The organism is Tenacibaculum sp. 190524A05c (assembly GCF_964036595.1).
GTDB lineage: Bacteria > Bacteroidota > Bacteroidia > Flavobacteriales > Flavobacteriaceae > Polaribacter > Polaribacter platacis.
The window spans coordinates 1,870,364-1,889,692 of the sequence record NZ_OZ038523.1; the positions used below are offsets into that span (position 1 = coordinate 1,870,364).

General features: G+C 31.8%; 16 protein-coding genes. 9 read left to right on the top strand and 7 right to left on the bottom strand.

All coding sequences use genetic code 11. From position 1 onward, the window contains the following. Positions 1 to 2,382 carry a penicillin acylase family protein gene (locus ABNT61_RS08175; RefSeq protein ID WP_348745550.1) on the bottom strand — a complete coding sequence of 794 codons (2,382 nt, stop codon included), beginning with the start codon at positions 2,380 to 2,382 and terminating at the stop codon, positions 1 to 3. Positions 2,383 to 2,450: 68 nt separating this feature from the next. Here ABNT61_RS08175 and ABNT61_RS08180 point away from each other — a divergent pair, with 68 nt between their 5' ends. The 4 genes from ABNT61_RS08180 (at position 2,451) to ABNT61_RS08195 (ending at position 7,966) form a co-directional block, all read left to right on the top strand. Continuing rightward, positions 2,451 to 3,599: a DegT/DnrJ/EryC1/StrS family aminotransferase gene (locus tag ABNT61_RS08180; RefSeq protein WP_348745551.1), complete on the top strand. Its 1,149-nt coding sequence runs from the start codon at positions 2,451 to 2,453 to the stop codon at positions 3,597 to 3,599. Position 3,600: 1 nt separating this feature from the next. Beyond that, positions 3,601 to 4,017: a hypothetical protein gene (locus tag ABNT61_RS08185; RefSeq protein ID WP_348742450.1), complete on the top strand. Its 417-nt coding sequence runs from the start codon at positions 3,601 to 3,603 to the stop codon at positions 4,015 to 4,017. A gap of 3 nt (positions 4,018 to 4,020) precedes the next feature. Continuing rightward, a complete protein-coding gene (gene galE / locus ABNT61_RS08190; RefSeq protein ID WP_348745552.1) occupies positions 4,021 to 5,028 on the top strand; it encodes a UDP-glucose 4-epimerase GalE in 1,008 nt (335 codons plus the stop codon). 100 nt (positions 5,029 to 5,128) lie between these two features. After that, positions 5,129 to 7,966: a pitrilysin family protein gene (locus ABNT61_RS08195; RefSeq protein WP_348745553.1), complete on the top strand. Its 2,838-nt coding sequence runs from the start codon at positions 5,129 to 5,131 to the stop codon at positions 7,964 to 7,966. A 57-nt stretch (positions 7,967 to 8,023) separates the two neighbouring features. Here ABNT61_RS08195 and fabD read toward each other — a convergent pair whose 3' ends face one another. Further along, positions 8,024 to 8,908 carry an ACP S-malonyltransferase gene (gene fabD / locus ABNT61_RS08200; protein WP_348745554.1) on the bottom strand — a complete coding sequence of 295 codons (885 nt, stop codon included), beginning with the start codon at positions 8,906 to 8,908 and terminating at the stop codon, positions 8,024 to 8,026. A gap of 66 nt (positions 8,909 to 8,974) precedes the next feature. Between fabD and ABNT61_RS08205 the strand changes: the two genes are divergently transcribed. The 3 genes from ABNT61_RS08205 to ABNT61_RS08215 are packed head-to-tail and all read left to right on the top strand — an operon-like array spanning position 8,975 to position 12,026. Then, the gene (locus ABNT61_RS08205) at positions 8,975 to 9,682 is read left to right on the top strand and encodes a queuosine precursor transporter (RefSeq protein WP_348712520.1); all 708 of its coding nucleotides are present in this window, start codon (positions 8,975 to 8,977) and stop codon (positions 9,680 to 9,682) included. Positions 9,683 to 9,685: 3 nt separating this feature from the next. After that, positions 9,686 to 10,939 (top strand): mechanosensitive ion channel family protein, encoded by a 1,254-nt coding sequence (locus ABNT61_RS08210; protein WP_348745555.1) that lies wholly within the window; start codon positions 9,686 to 9,688, stop codon positions 10,937 to 10,939. 10 nt (positions 10,940 to 10,949) lie between these two features. After that, positions 10,950 to 12,026, top strand: coding sequence for an ABC transporter permease (locus ABNT61_RS08215; protein WP_348745556.1), 1,077 nt, complete (start codon positions 10,950 to 10,952; stop codon positions 12,024 to 12,026). Between the two features lie 48 nt (positions 12,027 to 12,074). Here the strand turns inward: ABNT61_RS08215 and ABNT61_RS08220 are convergent, their stop codons facing one another. After that, on the bottom strand, positions 12,075 to 12,230 hold the full coding sequence (locus ABNT61_RS08220; RefSeq protein WP_348723627.1) for a hypothetical protein: 156 nt from the start codon (positions 12,228 to 12,230) through the stop codon (positions 12,075 to 12,077). Between the two features lie 290 nt (positions 12,231 to 12,520). Between ABNT61_RS08220 and ABNT61_RS08225 the strand changes: the two genes are divergently transcribed. Next, a complete protein-coding gene (locus ABNT61_RS08225; protein WP_348712524.1) occupies positions 12,521 to 12,967 on the top strand; it encodes an acyl-CoA thioesterase in 447 nt (148 codons plus the stop codon). Further along, the gene (locus ABNT61_RS08230) at positions 12,960 to 13,778 is read left to right on the top strand and encodes a DNA/RNA non-specific endonuclease (RefSeq protein WP_348745557.1); all 819 of its coding nucleotides are present in this window, start codon (positions 12,960 to 12,962) and stop codon (positions 13,776 to 13,778) included. Before ABNT61_RS08225 ends, ABNT61_RS08230 begins: the two co-directional genes overlap by 8 nt. 76 nt (positions 13,779 to 13,854) lie before the next feature. On the opposite strand, the gene ABNT61_RS08235 is transcribed toward ABNT61_RS08230, so the two are convergent. The 4 genes from ABNT61_RS08235 to pabB are packed head-to-tail and all read right to left on the bottom strand — an operon-like array spanning position 13,855 to position 19,303. Then, positions 13,855 to 15,822, bottom strand: a complete 1,968-nt coding sequence (locus ABNT61_RS08235) for a protein-disulfide reductase DsbD family protein (protein WP_348745558.1) — start codon at positions 15,820 to 15,822, stop codon at positions 13,855 to 13,857. A gap of 24 nt (positions 15,823 to 15,846) precedes the next feature. Then, positions 15,847 to 17,157, bottom strand: coding sequence for a tRNA lysidine(34) synthetase TilS (gene tilS / locus ABNT61_RS08240; RefSeq protein WP_348745559.1), 1,311 nt, complete (start codon positions 17,155 to 17,157; stop codon positions 15,847 to 15,849). A gap of 4 nt (positions 17,158 to 17,161) precedes the next feature. Next, on the bottom strand, positions 17,162 to 17,986 hold the full coding sequence (locus tag ABNT61_RS08245; protein ID WP_348745560.1) for a lysophospholipase: 825 nt from the start codon (positions 17,984 to 17,986) through the stop codon (positions 17,162 to 17,164). Positions 17,987 to 17,998: 12 nt separating this feature from the next. Then, on the bottom strand, positions 17,999 to 19,303 hold the full coding sequence (pabB, locus tag ABNT61_RS08250) for an aminodeoxychorismate synthase component I (protein ID WP_348745561.1): 1,305 nt from the start codon (positions 19,301 to 19,303) through the stop codon (positions 17,999 to 18,001). Between the last annotated feature and the right edge of the window lie 26 nt (positions 19,304 to 19,329).

A 19,329-nucleotide genomic window follows, 5' to 3' on the forward strand; every position in this document is an offset into this window, starting at 1 on the left:
TTATTTTGGTTGTAACACCAATTTTTGCTCAGACTTCTCAATTTCTTCCTGATTTAATTTCATTTTAACAAACTCTCCGTTTACATATTGTAAAGCTTGATTTTTATAATACGGACTAAATACATTTCCAGACTGTCCTGTTGGAATAACAGCCACACTATTCTCAATATCAGAAAAATCAATAACTCTTCTTGTTGAAGGTCCAGATTTCACCTTATAATAACCAGTACTATCTAAATGAAATATTTGATTATTCAACACTTCATTTCCTCCTACCGTAGTAAATGGACCTACATTAAATAATTTTCTAAGTATACCTCCTGCTTTACCAATAGCATGTTCATGTTCAACAGACAAAACTCTATCCCATCTCCAATCATCAACATTTTCTCCTAATTGCTTTTCTAAAAACGAAATTGCATTATTAAAAACGCCATTTACTACATCTACTCTTTTCTCAACAGTTTTAGTATTAACGTTATCCCACCAAACTGATTCCTGTCGTTTCACTTGTTCAGCTAAAACTCTTTTTGCCGTTTGAGTATTTAAGAAAATATCAAACCCACTTCTCATTTCATCTTGGTAAGTAGCCTTATAAAATTCGAATAACAGTCTGTTATAAATGGTAGCAGCAACACTGTTTTTAGTGTAACTTCCATCCCAATTACTGACAATTTCATAAGCTTTCTTTCCTGAAGGAGATAAAGAATTCACATCAACTCCAACCAGCATATCTTTTATTATTGTTGAAGCTGTTGAAGAAGTAATATCAAAAATCATATCTTTCATTTCTTCTTTATTGAACTTCTTCTTACTTTCTAAAATATCAACAATTCTTTTAGACCTATCTTGTGGTTGATAATATCCCGGATACAATTTACCTCTAACCGTATCTATTTGATGATTTGCAGAATATACATAATTCCAATCCGGATTTGTTGCTTGCGGATTTTCTTCAAAATCAACATAATCAATAATCTCATCTTTTCCAGAAGCTCCGTCTAAATAAGCTTGTCTAAATAAGCTATCTCTGACTTGATATAATTTTGCTGAAGAAAACCATCCTACATTTCCTTTAGCATCACCATACATAATATTTAAACCTGGCGCATGAACCTTTGCTGCTCCTTTCTTAAAACTATCCATTGAATTTGCATGCGCCATATCGTAAGAAACATCTAACAATAATTGATTCGGAAGTTTCGTATAAATCCATTGCATAGCAATAGGTCTTTCATCATTTAAATGCTCAATAATATCATTCATTATTGGTCCATGACGACTAACTTTTATTTGATAGGTAGTATCTTGCTCTCCTTTAATTTTAATAGTTTTATCAACTATTTCGTACTTCTCAAATCCTTTTTCTGTTTTGTATTCTAAATGATTTTCTGGATTATTTTGTTCTATATAAAAATCAATATCATCATTTGCTAACATAGTTAAACCATAAGCATATTCTCTATTATGACCTAATAACGGAAATGGTGTTAACGCTAAATTGAAACCATAAATTTCATAAGTTGGTGTTTTTATGTGAGATTGATACCAAACAGAGGGTTGCGAAAATCCTATATGCGGATCATTAGCTAAAATAACTTTTCCATTAGCTGTTTTCTCTGGACCTAAAACCCAAGAATTACTTCCTATAAATGGAGAAACAGGTAACTTATCGTAAATCAAATTTAAAGCTTGAGCCATTGTAGCTTTAATCTCAGGATTCTTCTGAGTTTTATTTACCGTTAAATTTTCCGAGAATGACGAAACCAATTCTTGCATATGCTTACTTCCATATTTCTCTTTTATTTCATTCAATATTGGATCAGTTTTATGAGCAGCAGCAAAGCTAAATGCCATATATCCAAAAACATTGTAAATATCTTTAATGGTATATTTCTCTTTTTCTACACCTACTAAATAAAACTCTAATGGAGTTGCTCCTTCCTCTATAAACTGATTAATTCCATCTAAATAAGCCATTGTTAACTTATACGCTTCACTAGACTTATCAATTCCTTCAATACTATTTACTGCAGCTTCCTCAATTCCTAAACCAGAAAAAAGTTTATCAACCCTAACTAAATCTTTCCCAAATATTTCGGCTAATCTTCCAGCAGCTAATCGTCGAATCAACTCCATCTGCCATAATCTATCTTGTGCGTGAACATATCCAAATGCTCTTAAAGCATCTTCGTTATTTTCTGCATTAATATGAGGAACTCCATTATCGTCATAAAACACGGTAACTTTATCTTTTAATCCTGAAATTTCTATTTCTCCATTATAATTCGGAGAAAGAGATTTACTGATAATCCAATAAGAAACGGTTAATAAAATTGCGACGATGAATAAAAAAATTAGGAGTTTTTTTAGTAGTTTCATTCTTAAATATGTTTTATCAAATATAAAGGTTTTAAATTTGTACTTTTGAGTAAACAAACAGCGGATAGATGAAAAAAATTCATATGGTTGACTTACAAAGTCAATACCAAAAAATTAAGGATACCGTAGATGCATCAATACAAGAAGTTTTGAATTCTTCAGCATATATTAACGGTCCTTACGTAAAAGAATTTCAAGCAGATTTAGAAAAATATTTGGATGTTAAACATGTAATTCCTTGTGCAAATGGAACAGACGCGTTGCAAATTGCAATGATGGGATTAGGTTTACAACCTGGAGATGAAGTTATAACTGCTGATTTTACTTTTGCTGCTACAGTAGAAGTAATTGGACTATTGAATTTAACTCCTGTTTTAGTTGATGTTGAACCTGATACTTTTAACATTGATATTGACGCATTAAAAAAAGCAATAACACCTAAAACCAAAGCAATTGTTCCTGTACATTTATTCGGACAAGTGGCTAATATGGAGGCTATCTTAGAAATTGCAAAAGAGCATAATTTATTCGTTATTGAAGATAACGCTCAGGCAATTGGAGCGAATTATACCTTCAAGGATGGATCTAAGCAAAAAGCTGGTACAATAGGAGATGTTGGAACCACATCGTTCTTCCCTTCGAAAAATTTAGGTTGCTATGGTGATGGTGGAGCAATCTTTACTAATGATGATGATTTAGCTCATATCATTAGAGGAATTGTTAACCACGGAATGTATAAAAGATACTATCATGATGTTGTAGGTGTAAATTCGAGGTTAGATAGTATTCAAGCAGCAGTATTAAAGGCTAAACTTCCATTACTAGATGGATATTGTAATGCACGCAGAAAAGCTGCTAAATTTTATAACAACGCCTTTGCTTCTAATCCAAATATTGTAACACCAACTACTTCAAGTTGCGGTCAAATTTGTGAAACTTGCGATTGTCATGTTTTCCATCAGTATACATTACAAATTACAAATGGAAAAAGAGACGAGCTTCACAAACATTTACTAGATAATGGAATTGCCAATGCAATCTACTATCCAGTTCCTTTACACAAGCAAAAAGCATATGCAGATGAACGTTATAATGAGGACGACTTTAAAATTACGAATCAGTTAGTAGAAACAGTAATCTCTTTACCAATGCATACAGAATTGGATGACGAGCAATTGACTTTTATTACGAAAACTATAAATGATTTTTTAAGCTAGAATGAATCAGAAAATTAGAACCGCTCAACTTATTCATGTAACTCAGATTATTGGGTTTTGTATTTTTAATTATGTCTTAGGCGATTTTAAAAATCTTGACAAATTTAAAATTGAGGGTTCTGATTTTATTTATGTTTTAATTCCAATTGTAGCATACTTTTTAGGTCTCTTTATATCGAAGAAAAAGTTAGATAGTATTGCTAGAGAACAATCGACTTCTGATAAACTTACTGCTTATATCAGTTCCTTCATAATGCGCTGGGCTCCGTTAGAAGCGGCAGGCTTTTTTATTTTACTGGTAAAACCGGAATTAATAAATTTAAATATTGGAGTACTTATATTACTCATTCTAATTAGACCATCGAAAGAAAACGCCAAAACTGTTCTGCACTTAAGAGACTCTGATTTCAATTCTTAAATAATGAAAAAAATACTTGTCACTGGAGGGTTAGGATTTATAGGTTCACATACAGTTGTAGAATTGCAAAATGCTGGTTTCGATGTGACGATTATAGATGATCTTTCAAATTCTAAAATTGAAGTTTTAGAAAGTATAAAAGAAATTACCGGTAAGCTTCCTGAATTCCACGAAATAGACCTCAAAGTAAAGAAAGATGTAACTGATTTTTTTAACAACAACAATATTGATGGAATTATTCATTTTGCAGCCTTTAAAGCTGTAGGAGAAAGTGTGCAAAAACCATTAGAGTATTATGAAAATAATATTGGGAGTTTAGTTTATCTTCTTCAAGAAATGCGAGATCGTTCTATTGATAATTTTATTTTTAGTTCTTCTTGTACGGTTTATGGACAGGCGGATGAATTACCAATAACCGAAGAAGCTCCTATCAAAAAAGCCGAATCTCCTTACGGAAACACAAAACAAATTGGTGAAGAAATCATTCGAGATACATGCAAAGCGAATGGATTAAATGCCATTTCTCTACGTTACTTCAACCCAATTGGAGCACACGAATCAGCTAAAATTGGAGAATTACCTCTTGGAGTTCCACAAAATTTAATTCCTTACGTTACACAAACAGCTGCAGGAATTAGAGAACAACTTTCTGTATTTGGAGATGATTATAACACACCAGATGGGACGGCCATTCGTGATTATATCCACGTAGTTGATTTAGCAAAAGCACATATCGCTGCACTCCAAAGATTACTTCAAAAAGAAAATAAAAATAACTTTGAGTTTTTCAATGTAGGTACAGGTAAAGGTAGTTCTGTTTTGGAAATTGTAACTGCTTTTGAAAAAGCTACAAATCAAAAGTTGAATTATAAAATAGCACCACGTCGAGAAGGAGATATTACAGCTGCATATGCTGACACCAATTTGGCTAACAGTGAACTCAAGTGGAAGACTGAAAAATCAATTGAAGAAGCTTTACAATCTGCTTGGGAATGGCAGAAAAAACAATAAATATTCTGAGCAACTTGCTTGACTTCAATAACATTTAACAAAAACTAGTAAAGGCTTCTTTACTAGTTTTTGTAATTTCATCCCATAAATAAAATCCAAAATGACTAAAAATATACTATTGGTATGCCTTTCAGTTTTTATACTGAGTTGTACCTCTACTTCTAAAGACAAAAAAGAAGTAGCTTTAAAAATTGATTATGAGAAAATAACATTAGATAATGGACTTGATGTTATTTTTCATGTAGATAAATCTGATCCAGTTGTAGCTGTGGAACTTATGGTTCATGTTGGTTCTGCTAGAGAAATAGAAGGTAGAACAGGATTTGCTCACTTATTTGAACATCTATTATTCCTTGAATCTGAAAACCTTGGAAAAGGTGGATTAGATAAGATGAGTGCACGTATAGGAGGATCTGGAGCAAATGGTTCAACTTCGAGAGATAGAACTAATTATTTACAAACTGTTCCTAGTGATGCATTAGAAAAAATGATTTGGGCAGAAGCTGATAAATTAGGTTGGTTTATCAATACTGTTACTGATCCAGTTTTAGCAAAAGAAAAACAAGTTGTCAAAAACGAAAAAAGACAAAGTGTTGATAACAGACCTTATGGACACAGACAATATGTTATTGGTAAAAACTTATATCCAAAAGATCATCCATATAATTGGCAAGTAATTGGTTCTTTAGAAGATTTACAGAATGCGACTTTAGATGATGTAAAAAATTTCTTTAAAAAATGGTACGTTCCAAATAACGCTACTTTAGTTTTATCTGGAGATATTGATGTTGCTAAAGCAAAAGAATGGGTTCACAAATATTTTGATGAAATTCCTAGAGGAGGAGAAATCACTCCAGTTCAAAAACGCCCAGGAATTGTTAATGAAACTAAGTACTTATTTTATGAAGATAACTTCGCAAGATTACCTGAATTAACATTAACATGGCCTACTGTTGAACAATATCATAAAGATTCTTATGCTCTTGACATTCTAACAGAATATTTAACTGTTGGTAAAAAAGCGCCATTAAATAAAGTTTTAGTTGATGATTTAAAACTAACTTCTGGAACAACAATGTTTAACTTTACATCAGAAATTGCGGGACAGGTTCAATTAGTAGTTAGAGCTTTTAATAATACCAAACTCGATGAAGTGAAAACTGGAATTGACAAAGCTTTTACTGACTTTGAACAAAATGGAATTCCTCAAAAAGATTTAGATCGTATTAAAGCAGGATTAGAAACTGATTTTTACAGTAGCTTATCTAGTGTTCTTGGAAAAGGATCTCGTTTAGCTTCATATAATACATACACTGGAGACCCAGGTTATGTAACGAAAGAATTAAATGAAACTTTAGCAGTTACAACTGAAGATGTAATGAACGTTTTCAACAAATACATCAAAGGAAAAAACTTTATAGCTACTAGTTTTGTTCCTCGTGGTGATCAAGCTTTAGCTTTAACAAATTCAGAAGAAGCAAAAATTGCAGAAGAGAAAATCGTAATGGGTGCAGAAGAATCTTTTGATGCTTCAATTGCAGCAGAATACGAAAAAACACCTTCATCTTTTGATCGTTCTGTTGAGCCTGAATATGGAAAATCACCTGAAATCAAAACTCCAAATGTTTGGCAAGATAAATTGGATAACGGAATCAAAATCTTTGGTATCCAAAATAGTGAAGTTCCTTTAGTTGAATTCAACTTTGTAATTGAAGGAGGACAACTTTTAGAAGACATGAATAAATTAGGTGTTGCTAACTTAACCGCTGGTTTATTAGAAAAAGGGACTAAAAATAAAACGGTTAGTGAATTAGAAGATGCATTAGCGCAATTAGGTGCTTCTGTATTTGTTTTCGCTACTAAAAATAACATCAGAATTTCAGGAACTACTTTAACTAGAAATTACGAAGCAACTTTGGCTTTAGTAAAAGAAATGTTGTTAGAGCCAAGATGGGATGAAACAGAGTTTGATTTATTAAAGAAACGCGCTATTACGAACTTAAGACAACAAGAAGCTAGTCCGAGGTCAATTGCCGCAAATCAGTATAATACTTTATTATATGGTAAAGATAATATCCGATCTAAAAATATTTTAGGAACAATTGCCTCTGTAGAAACAATTACCATTGATGATATTAAAAACTACTATAATAATTATATTTCTCCTTCTGTTACTACAATGCATGTTGTTGGAGATATTGATCAAAGTAGTATTGTATCTTCTTTAAAAGAAATTAACGACGGATGGAAAGCCAAGGAAGTTAACATTCCTAGTTTCCCGACTCCAGAACCACCCAAAAAATCGACGGTATATTTTTACGACGTTCCTAATGCGAAACAATCTCAATTACGTTTTGGAACTCCGGCATTGGCATTTAATGATAAAGACTTCTATCCAGCTACTGTTATGAATTATATTTTAGGTGGCGGTGGTTTTGCTTCTCAGTTAACACAACAACTTAGAGAAGGTAAAGGTTATACTTACGGAGTGCGTTCTCGTTTTTCTGGAAACAAAGAAAAGGGAGCATTTACTATTTCTAGTGGAGTAAGAAGTAACGTAACTTTAGAAGCATCTCAATTAGTAAAACAAATTTTAGAAAACTACGCTAAAAACTATAACGAGAAAGATTTAGCAACGACTAAAGGATTCTTAATCAAATCAAATGCTCGTGCTTTTGAAACGATGAATGCTAAATTAAGAATGTTAGAAAACATTAGTACTTATAATTTATCTCCTGACTATGTAAAGGGTAGAGAAAAAATTGTTTCTGAAATGACTATTCCTCGCATTCAAGAATTAGCAAATCAATATGTTGATCCTAACAAAATGATTTGGTTAGTTGTTGGAGATGCAGAAACACAATTAAAAAGAATGAAAGACTTAGGATTTGGAGAGCCAGTCCTACTTAATAAACTTCAAGAAAAAGTGAAGCAATAAAAAATAAAAACGCCCTAGCAATTAGGGCGTTTTTTATTTTATAATAAATTGTTTTTTTTATTCAAAGCTTGCTCCAATAGCAGCAACGCTTCTATCAATTTTTCTCATTAAACCTTGTAAAACTTTACCTGGTCCAACTTCTACAAACTCTGCTCCACCATCTGCGATCATTTGCTGAACCGATTGAGTCCACTTAACAGCGCCTGTTAATTGTGCCACTAAATTTTCTTTTATTTCAGCAGGATCTGTAACTGCCTTAGCAACTACATTTTGATATACTGGGCAAATTGGAGTGTTAAAAGTAGTTTCCTCAATTGCTTTTGCTAACTCTTCACGGGCAGGCTCCATTAAAGGTGAATGAAATGCTCCTCCAACTGGTAATACTAAAGCTCTTTTCGCTCCTTTTTCTTTCAGAATATCACAAGCTTTGTTAATTGCTTCAACCTCTCCAGAAATAACAATCTGTCCTGGACAGTTATAGTTTGCTGCAACCACTGTTCCTTCAATTGAATTACAAACTTCTTCAACTACTTCATTTTCTAAACCTAAAACAGCTGCCATTGTAGAGGCTTGTTGCTCACATGCCTTTTGCATTGCCATCGCTCTTGTAGCAACTAATTTTAAACCGTCTTCGAATGATAATGCATTACTTGCAACTAAAGCAGAAAACTCTCCTAAAGAATGTCCTGCAACCATATCTGGTTTAAAATCTTCACCAAGTACTTTAGCCATAATTACTGAGTGTAAGAAAATAGCTGGCTGAGTTACTTTAGTTTGCTTTAACTCCTCCGCCGTTCCTTCAAACATTGCATCTGTAATACTAAATCCTAAAATTGAATTTGCTTGTTCAAATAACTGTTGAGCCAACGGTGATTTCTCGTATAAGTCTAAACCCATACCTGTAAACTGAGCACCTTGACCAGGAAAAATATATGCTTTCATATGTTTCTTTAATCATTTGTTTAATTATGCAAACATAATCAATTTTAATTTTGCTATTTTCGTTATATGACCGAGAAAAACAAACTACTTGCGCATAATATTTATCTCATTCTTGCCGCATTATTTATTGCCTCACTAGTTGCTTCCAACCTTATTTTTCAGAAATTTTTTTATTGGTATCCTTTTGATATTGAAATCTATGGCGTAAAATTATTTGAGGTTTCTGTTGGTTTATTACCTTATCCAATTACCTTTTTAATTACGGATATATTGTCAGAAATATACGGTAAGAAAAAAGCGAATCAAGTTGTAATTACAGGAATTTTTGCCTCATTGTTCTCATTAGGAATAATTTACTTAGGAAAATATTCACCTGCAACAACGTGGTCTCCAGTAAATGACGATACCTTTAATTTAGTTTTTGGAGCAGCACCATTAGCTGTTCTTGCATCTATGTTAGCTTATCTATTCGCTCAATTTGTTGATATTAGAGTATACCACTTCTGGAAAAACTTTACAAACGGTAAGCATTTATGGTTACGTAATAATTTTTCAACCTTCTCTTCACAAATTATTGATACACTAACGGTATTAGTGCTGTTATGTTCATTTGGAATAATTGCTTGGGAACAATTTTTAGGGTTATTGATAAGTGGAGTTATTTTTAAAATAATGATTGCTTTAATTGATACGCCACTATTATACATCGTAGTATATTGGTTCAGAAAAAGATTTAATTTAAAAGAAGGAGAAGAGTTTACGAATCTTCTATAAACTATGAATTCAAGAAAGATATTCTATAATCTATATACAAATACTTTTGATATTGATGCTGGTATAGCAATGTATCTTAATGTAATTACCAATCTTTTGATTGTTGCCATTTTTGGTTATATGATTTATCGATTAGTAAAACTTTTCGGTAGTAAAATGATTCGAAAAATTGCTTCAAAAACTAAAACCGAATTTGACGATATACTAATAAAGAATAAATTCTTTTTAAATTTATCTAGAGTCTTAATATTCATTGTTGTTTACTCTTTTCTAGATTACATTTTTATTGATTTTAATCGGTTATTAAATTATGCACAAAAGATAACCAACGTCTGTATTGTCATTAGTTTCATTCTATTGGTTAAAAGTGTATTGTCTAGTATTAAAGATTATTTAAGAACACTTACAATTTTCAGAGATAAACCTTTAGAAAGTTACGTTCAAATCTTTATGGTTTTTCTTTGGCTAATTGGTTTGATTATTAGTATTTCCATACTTTCTGACAGACCGTTAGCTCGTTTTTTTACAACATTAGGAGCATTTTCCGCAGTTCTACTTTTAATTTTTAAAGATGCAATTCTTGGTTTTGTTGCCAGTATTCAAATCTCAGTTTACGATACAGTTCGACTCCAAGATTGGATAACAATGGAAAAATATGGAGCTGATGGAACTGTAGTTGAAATAAACTTAACCTCTGTAATTGTTCAGAATTTTGACAATACGATTACCAGTATTCCAACATACTCATTAATATCCGATTCTTTTAAAAACTGGCGTGCTATGAGTAATTCAGGTGGAAGAAGAATTAAGCGTGCAGTTTCTATTAAAATGAGCAGTATAAAATTTCTTTCTGATGAAGAAATTGAAAAGTTCAAAAAAATTGAAATAATTAGCCCATACATAACTGCTATAAGCACTGAAATAAGAGATTTTAATACAGTTAATGAGATTAATAAAGAAGTTTTAATAAACGGCAGAAACCTGACTAATTTTGGGTTGTTTCGTAAATATCTGGATGTATACCTAGAACAGCATCCTCAAATCAACAAAAACCTTACGTTTATGACTCGACAATTAACTCCAACTTCTAAGGGAATTCCTTTAGAGATTTATGCCTTTAGCACAATGAAAGAATGGGTGTTTTATGAACGTATTATTGCAGACATTTTTGATCATGTTTGTGCCGCTGTTTCTTTCTTTGATTTAGAAATTTTTGAATCTCCTACGGGAAAAGATATATCTAAACTTAATCGTTAGTATAAAGAGGATGAAATCAACAAATTCGCTTTGGTATTTAACATTACAAAAATTCAAAAAGAATAAAACTGGATTAATCAGTTTAGTTTATATAATTCTTTGTGGATTTGTTGCGCTTTTCTGTTATGTATTGGCTCCAGACAATAGTAGTTCTGCAAACCAAATGAACATAGAAATTCATTCAAAATCACCAGGATTCTCTTCAGAATTCATTCAGGTTCCAAATCAAAATACTTCAAACGAATCATCATGGATTTCAACTTTATTATACGGCAAAAAAATCAATTACACTGAAATTCCAATTTTATCATACGAAATACAAAAGGAGCATATTGAAGTAAAAAAATATGATGGCACATTCAAATCGTTTGACTTAAAACAGTTTGGATCGTCTCCAGAAAATTATATAAAGAAAAAAAACTTCTTTCTAGGAACGGATAAATTTGGTAGAGACTTATGGAGTCGAATTCTTGTTGGAACTAGAATTTCATTTTCTATAGGATTTATAGCTGTTTTTATTTCCTTATTAATAGGAATTCCAATTGGTGCTTTAGCTGGTTATTTTGGTGGTAAAATAGATGCATTCATCATGTGGATGATTAACATAACATGGTCTATTCCTACTCTACTTTTAGTTATTGCAATTACACTTACTTTAGGAAAAGGATTTTGGCAAGTTTTTATCGCAGTTGGATTAACGATGTGGGTTGAAGTAGCTAGAATTGTGAGAGGACAAGTTATAACTGTAAAACAGCAACAATATATTGAAGCCGCAAAAGCTTTAGGATATTCTAACCTTAGAATTATTTTCAAACATATTTTACCGAATATTTTAGCACCAGTAATTGTAATTTCTGCGGCTAACTTTGCAGCAGCGATTCTAATAGAAAGTGGACTTAGTTTTCTTGGAATCGGAGCTCAACCTCCTACTCCATCTTGGGGAGCAATTATAAAGAATCATTACAATTATATTATTCTAGGAAAACCATTTTTAGCATTAGCTCCAGGAATTGCTATCATGAGTTTAGTCATGGCATTTATGCTTTTAGGAAATTCTTTAAGAGATGCTTTAGATGTAAAAAGTTAAAAACAATACTGCTTTAATTCAAGCAGTATTGCATAGTATCTAAAATTCTTAGTGCAATTGAGTTCCGCAACGTCCTGCAATACAAACTTGAAATGCTCCTTGACATTCAAAATGTGAACTGCAGTAATCCATACTTCCTCCATTTACTGATTTCTGAGCTTCTTTACTTAATGTCTTTCCTAAATTTAAAATTGATTTTTTCATTACAAATAATATTTAAAATTGATTTGCCTTGTTCTTTTATGGACATACAAGGTTTATGTCTTTTTCGCGAAAATGTTAAACTATAGATCTACAACTATTCTAACACTTCCAAAACTATCTAGAAATCAAACAAATAAAAAGCAGTGTGTCTTTCAATTTATAAATTAGAAGATAGTCAAGAGTACAATTACAGTAAAATCAAGGTATTTAGAACATTGTTAACTATGCTCTTTAAGATTGTATCAACCGAGTTAAGTTCGTAATTTCGCAACTTCATTAAAAAGAACCCAATGAATTTCACAGTACAATTTACAACTAGATGGGCAGATTTTGACGCCAATATACATATGCGTCATACTGCTTATAATGATTATGCAGCAGAATCACGATTACGTTATTTCAATAAATTCGGTATTACAATTCATGACTTTACAAAAGAAAAAGTAGGTCCAATATTATTTGAAGAAAACACTAAATTTTTAAAAGAAATACACTTAGGTGAAGATATTTCCGTTAACCTTAAAATAACAGGTTTGTCCGAAAAAGGTGAACGTTGGAAAATTCAGCACGAAGTATTCAACAGCCAAGGAAAACTATCAGCAATTATTAATGTTTATGGAGCTTGGTTAGATCTAGCTAAACGTAAATTAACAGTACCTCCATTAAAGTTTCAAGAAATTTTTAAGGATGCTGAGAAAACAGAAGACTTTAAAGAAATACTATTAAAACGTGAATAAAAAAAGAATCATTGCTGCGCTAATTTTAAGCGCAGTTTTATTTTATAAATATTACTTAGAAGACAAGGAAGATTTACAGAATAAGGAAAACAAAACCTCGAAGGATATCGAAGAACCAACCTCTCATTCTTCCTTTAATTTTTTACCTACCTCTACTACGAAACAAATTGTAAAACACAATTATTACACTTTGTCTTATAGTGAGGAACATGAACAAGCAGAATGGGTGGCGTATTCTTTAGATAAAAAAGATATTGTGTACACCAACTTTAAAAGACCCTTTTTCATTGAGGATCCTAAAGTAAAAACAAAATCTGCGCATTGGAGAAATTATAAAAAATCTGGATATGATAGAGGCCATTTATGTCCTGCCGGAGATAGAAAGTTTTCAAAAGATGCATTTGACGAAACTTTTTACACCTCAAATATTTCTCCTCAAAAACACGATTTTAACGCAGGTATCTGGAACAAGCTAGAACAAAAAGTAAGGTATTGGACAAAAAAATATAATCATCTATATGTAATTACAGGCGGTATTTTAACAGACAGTAATTATAAAACTATTGGAAAAGAGAAAGTAGTTGTACCTAAAGCATTTTATAAGATCTTGCTTGATTATACTCAACCAGAAATAAAAGCCATTGCTTTTCTTTTACCTCATAAGGAATCTAATAAACCATTATATGAATTCGTTGTTTCTATTGACGAACTAGAAAAAATTACTAAAATTGATTTCTTTAAAGACTTACCAGATGATCTTGAAGAGAAACTTGAATCTTCTACTGATTATAAAAAATGGTCGTTTAGATAATCAAAAAAGTAAAGTATAAAACAAAAAAAGATCACTTATTAAAGTGATCTTTTTCTTTATATAATAATTCTAATGATTATTCTTTGTAACGCTTAACTCCTTCTTTTAACCAGTTGTAATAAGTTAACTTATCAGTATACTGTTGTGGAGTATTTAAAACTTCCATATCTGGACTTAACTGCACGTAATATGGCTGAGATGCATTCTTGAAGTTTACTGTTTGTAAAGTAGCCCACTTCTCACCGTAAGTTCTAATTTTCTTGATTTTACCACTAGGCTTTACATAATCGAACTGTTCGTCAGCTGGTAATGGATTTTCGTTATCATCTACATAAAGAGAAATTAATACGTAATCATCTTTTAATGTATTATAGATTCTACTTTCACTCCATACATTTTCCTCCATCTTTCTACAGTTAACACAAGCCCATCCAGTGAAGTCAACTAACACAGGTTTTCCAACTTCTTTAGCATAAGCCATTCCTTCGTCAAAATCTTTGAAACAGTTTAATGCTAAAGGACACTTGTTGTTTTCTTGATCGTAAATACTATAGAATTGAGGTGGTGCAAAACCACTTAATATTGTTTGAGGCCACATTGGGTTTTTAGTAACACCAGGAGCTAAATAAACTGCAAATCCTAATACTGCTAAACCTAATATAATTCTTAATCCTGAAATTCTCTTCACTTTTGGTCCTCCAGGGAATCTGATTACACCAAACAAGAATAACGCAGCTAAAACAGTAATGAATATCCAAATTCCGATGAAGATTTCTCTTTTAAGGAAATCCCAGTTACCAACTAAGTCTGCGTTTGATAAGAATTTGAAAGCTAAAGCTAATTCAACAAATCCTAATAATACAGTCACAGCCTTCATCCAGAAACCTGATTTTGGTAATGATTTCAATAAATTTGGGAATAATGCGAAGAACGCGAATGGTAATGCTAAAGCAACTCCAAATCCTCCCATACCAGCAGTTAACTGCATTGGATCACCATCAGAAGTTAACGATCCTGCTAATAAAGATCCTAAAATTGGACCAGTACATGAGAACGATACGATTGCTAATGTAATCGCCATAAAGAAAATTCCAAAAATCCCTCCAATACCTGATGCATTATCAGCTTTACTACTCCATGAACTTGGAAGTGTAATTGTATAGAATCCGAAGAAAGAACCAGCAAAGAATATTAAAACTATAAAGAAGAAAATGTTTAACCACATGTTCGTCGAAATAGTATTTAAAATTTCTGGATCTAAACTCTCTGCAAAATGGAAAGGTAAACTTAATAAAACGTAGATCGCAGCAATAAAGAATCCATATAATAATGAGTTCGTAATACCTCTAGATCTTTTCTCAGATTGCTTCGTAAAGAAAGATACCGTTAATGGAATTAATGGGAATACACAAGGAGTTAAAAATGCAATTAAACCTCCTAAGAATCCTAACATAAAAATGTTAAATAAATTCCCTTTATTTTCATCTTTATCTGTACTTGCTTCAAGTAATTCTCTATTTTTTAAATCTAATTTTAATGAGTTTGTAATCTCTTCACTCTTTTTGTCAACTGTAGCCACAGTTTCAACAACTTCTCCTCCTGTTAATGAAAATGTGAAATCATCATCATAAGGTAAACAAAACTCTTTACAAACTTGAGCTTCAATATTAAGAGAAACTTGAGTTAATGAAGGATCTTCAACAGTAATACGTTGCACTAACGTTGCTTCTTCTACAAAGAATATTTCATCCATTCCCCATATCTCACTGTATTCTGTAACAGTTTCACTCTCTTCTGCTTTTCCTACAACTGTAAATCCAGTTTCACCTTCAGAAGGTTTGATAGACATCGGTAAAGACGCATCTTTTGGATTGTATTGAGAATACAAGTGCCAATCATCATCTATGTATACATTAAAAATTAAATCGTACTCAGTGTCTGAAATTTTCTTCACTGAAGTCTCTACTTCTACTGGATCATCTTGCGCAAATCCCGTAAAAGCAAATCCAAAAATTAATAAAAGTAAGGTAATAACTCTTTTCATTGTTTGTATTGTATTGGGGTTATTTTATATACTAATTTGTAAAACATCTGTGGTAGAGGAATCAATAGAATATCTTCTATCTTGTCTCATCCCAACTATCCATATAATCTCATTATCGGCATTACACAGTAACCATGTTTGGTCTTTTTTGAATCTTGAAAGTTTTTCGTCCTTAAAAAACTTGCTGACCTTTTTTTTGCCAGTCATGCCAATTGGATAGAAGAAATCTCCCTCCTCCCATTTTCTTAAAATTATGGGGAAAGTTACTAAATTTTTGTTAACTAAAACATAATTTTTAGTGACCGTCTCTTTTTTATCTGTATTTTTAAAAGCTAATTTAATAGGTTCCTCTATTTCCTCTATACCTTTTTCAATATAAAACTTGTGATTATCTACTGATAATTGCTCTCTTTCTTTTAAAAGCAAAAAGCCTCTATCCTTAAGTAACACATGACTTTTAGAGTAAATAGTCTTACCTGTTTGCCCTTCTAGCAAATCGGAAATATTACTCCACTCAGTGAAATTATAATTCTTTAGCACTTCATATAAATATGCTTTCCTATTGGTCAATTTTAACATTTTTTCGATGTTAATTTTTATAACATCACCATCTTTCGATTGAATTTCTACTAAAACTTCACTCACTTTTTCGTCAACTATTGCTCTACTTTCAGATAAGTGATCAATCGTCTTAGAAAAACTACTAAGAACATTAGGGTTTAGTTCCTTTAAAGTTGGAATTATGTTATGTCTTATTTTATTTCTAACATACTTCGTTTCTGAGTTAGATTGATCCTCTCTCCAATTGATATGGTTTAACTCAGCGTAGGAGATAATTTGCTCTTTAGAAAAAGGTAATAATGGACGAATTATATTACCATTCTGTTTAGGAATTCCTGTTAATCCGTCTAATCCTGTTCCTCTGGACAAATTGATTAAAAATGTTTCTAAATTATCGTCTGCATGATGTGCAGTTGCAATGTAGTCGGCATTAATTGAATCAGCTAATTCAGTAAACCAAGCATAACGTAATTCTCTTGCAGCGATTTGAATTGAAGTCTTATGTTCTTCAGAATAACTCGCTGTATCAAACTTTTTAATATGACATTTGAAATTCAATTGCTTACCTAAATCTTCAACCAACTTCGAATCAAGTTCGCTTTCCAATCCTCTTAACTGAAAATTACAATGCGCCAATTCGATATCAAACTCTAATTGATTTAACAAATGTACCAGAACAACACTATCTACACCTCCTGATGTAGCTACTATAATCTTCTTGTTTTCTAAATTAGGGAAATTAGAAAAAATGTGTTGTTTAAAGTCTTTTAACATTGGTTTAGCTATGCCTATTTAACCAGGAAATAATATCACTTACAGCTTCTTCCTTGCAAAAATCGTTGTGCAGTTCGTGATATCCTCCTTCGTATAATTTTAGGGTTACAAATTCTGAATTATTAGCCGCAAAATCTTTTGATCCCTCACAACTAATTAATTTATCATCTGTACCGTGTAAAAGTAAAATAGGTTTTTCTAATTGCTTGGCTTTTTCGATGGCCCACGCTCCTCTTTCGATGAATGACAATGAGAAGTTCGGACTAACCTTACCATGAATCAATGGATCTTCATCGTATTTTTTAACTTCATTTTTATCTCTAGATATTGAAGATGAGTCTATTTCGTTATCTAAAGTAACGGAAGGAGCAATTTTCTGAATGATTTTTCCAAAAAACATTTTCCATCCTGGTGGCTGAAAAGCAAGTTTTAAAAAAGCACTTGTAGCGATAACGCCTTTCATACTATTATCTCTAGATAACATGTAATTCAACACAGCATTTCCTCCCATTGAATGACCGTATAAAAAAGTTGTTACGTCTCCAAAAAGTTCTTTAGTCTTAACTATAAATTGATCAATACTATCTAAAACAACTTCATATCCCGGATTGTGTCCTCTTTTTCCAGAAGTTTTACCGTGACCAAAATGATCAAATGCAGCAACACCATATCCATTGTCAACCAGTTTATTTGCTACTTCTGCAAATCTACCTGAATGCTCTCCCAATCCATGTAAAATAATAACTACCGCTTTAACCTGTTCTGGTTTCCAATACTGTCCAAAAAAATCGGTATTATGAAAATTGAAATTTAATGTTTGATGCGTCATTGCTTATTTATTTTAAGAATTAGTTAGTACATATTTCATGGCTTTTGCTTTCAAAAGACATTCTTCGTATTCCTTTTCAGGCGTCGATTTTGCAGTAATTGCTCCTCCTACAGAATATGAAATATACTTTTTTTCTTGATTATACAAAATACTTCTGATGACAACATTAAAATCAAAATCTCCATTTGGAGTAAAATATCCAACAGTACCAGAATACAATCCTCTTTTCGTTTCTTCTAATTCCTCAATAATTTTCATTGCTGAAATTTTCGGCGCTCCAGTCATACTTCCCATTGGAAAAGTATCGCGAATAACATCTACAGGATGAATATCATCTTCTATTTCAGAAACTACTGTTGAAATCAATTGATGTACTTGTTTAAACGCATAAACTTTACACAATTCTTCCACTTTTACTGATCCCTTTTTTGCTGTTCTTGATAAATCATTCCTTACCAAGTCGACGATCATAATATTCTCTGAACGTTCTTTCTCATCACGAGCTAAATCAAACGCATTTTTTTCATCTTCTACAGGATCAACAAATCTTTTTGCAGTTCCTTTTATCGGTTGAGATATAATCTTACTACCTTCTTTTCTAATATACCTTTCTGGTGTAGCCGATAATAAATACAACTCATCATTTTTAAAATATGTTGCAAATGGAGGTTGAGAGATTTTGTTTAAATGGTTATATGTTTCTAAAGGATTTATTTGAGCGTTTTCTACAAAAAACTCTTGACAGAAATTAGCTTCGTATATATCTCCTCTCTTTATATGATCGATTACTTTAGAAACCTTTTTATGATATTCATCTTTATGGATTCTTAATTTCACTTTTAAGGCCTCTTCTTGACGAACAATTTCAGGATGACTTTCTCCATTTACAATTTGCTCGAAATCCTCGTCAATTTCATCGTCAACCATTCTTAAATAAGCAAAAGAGACTTCGTTTCCTTTTATAAAGATGATTTTTTGTGGTTGAAAGAAATACATATCTGGAAAATTCAAACCATCAAAATTGTTTGAAGTTAATTCTTCAGTATCATTCTTCAAGTCATAAGATAAATAACCAAAAAGATAATCACGTGTATACGACTGATATTCTTTTAACTGTTCAAATGCTTGATAATAATCTGTTTTTACAGAAGTAAACTCATCAACTGCTAGAATTGCATCATAGCTTGAATATTGTTGTTCATAGTTATTACTATCTAAAAACACCACAGTTTCGTATTGTTGTCCCCAAGTCAATAATTGCTTTTTGAACATGGCTACATCATCAAGAAAAAAAGTTTGTTCCGTACGTAAAGACATCGAGCAAAAATAAAAAATGATTAGTA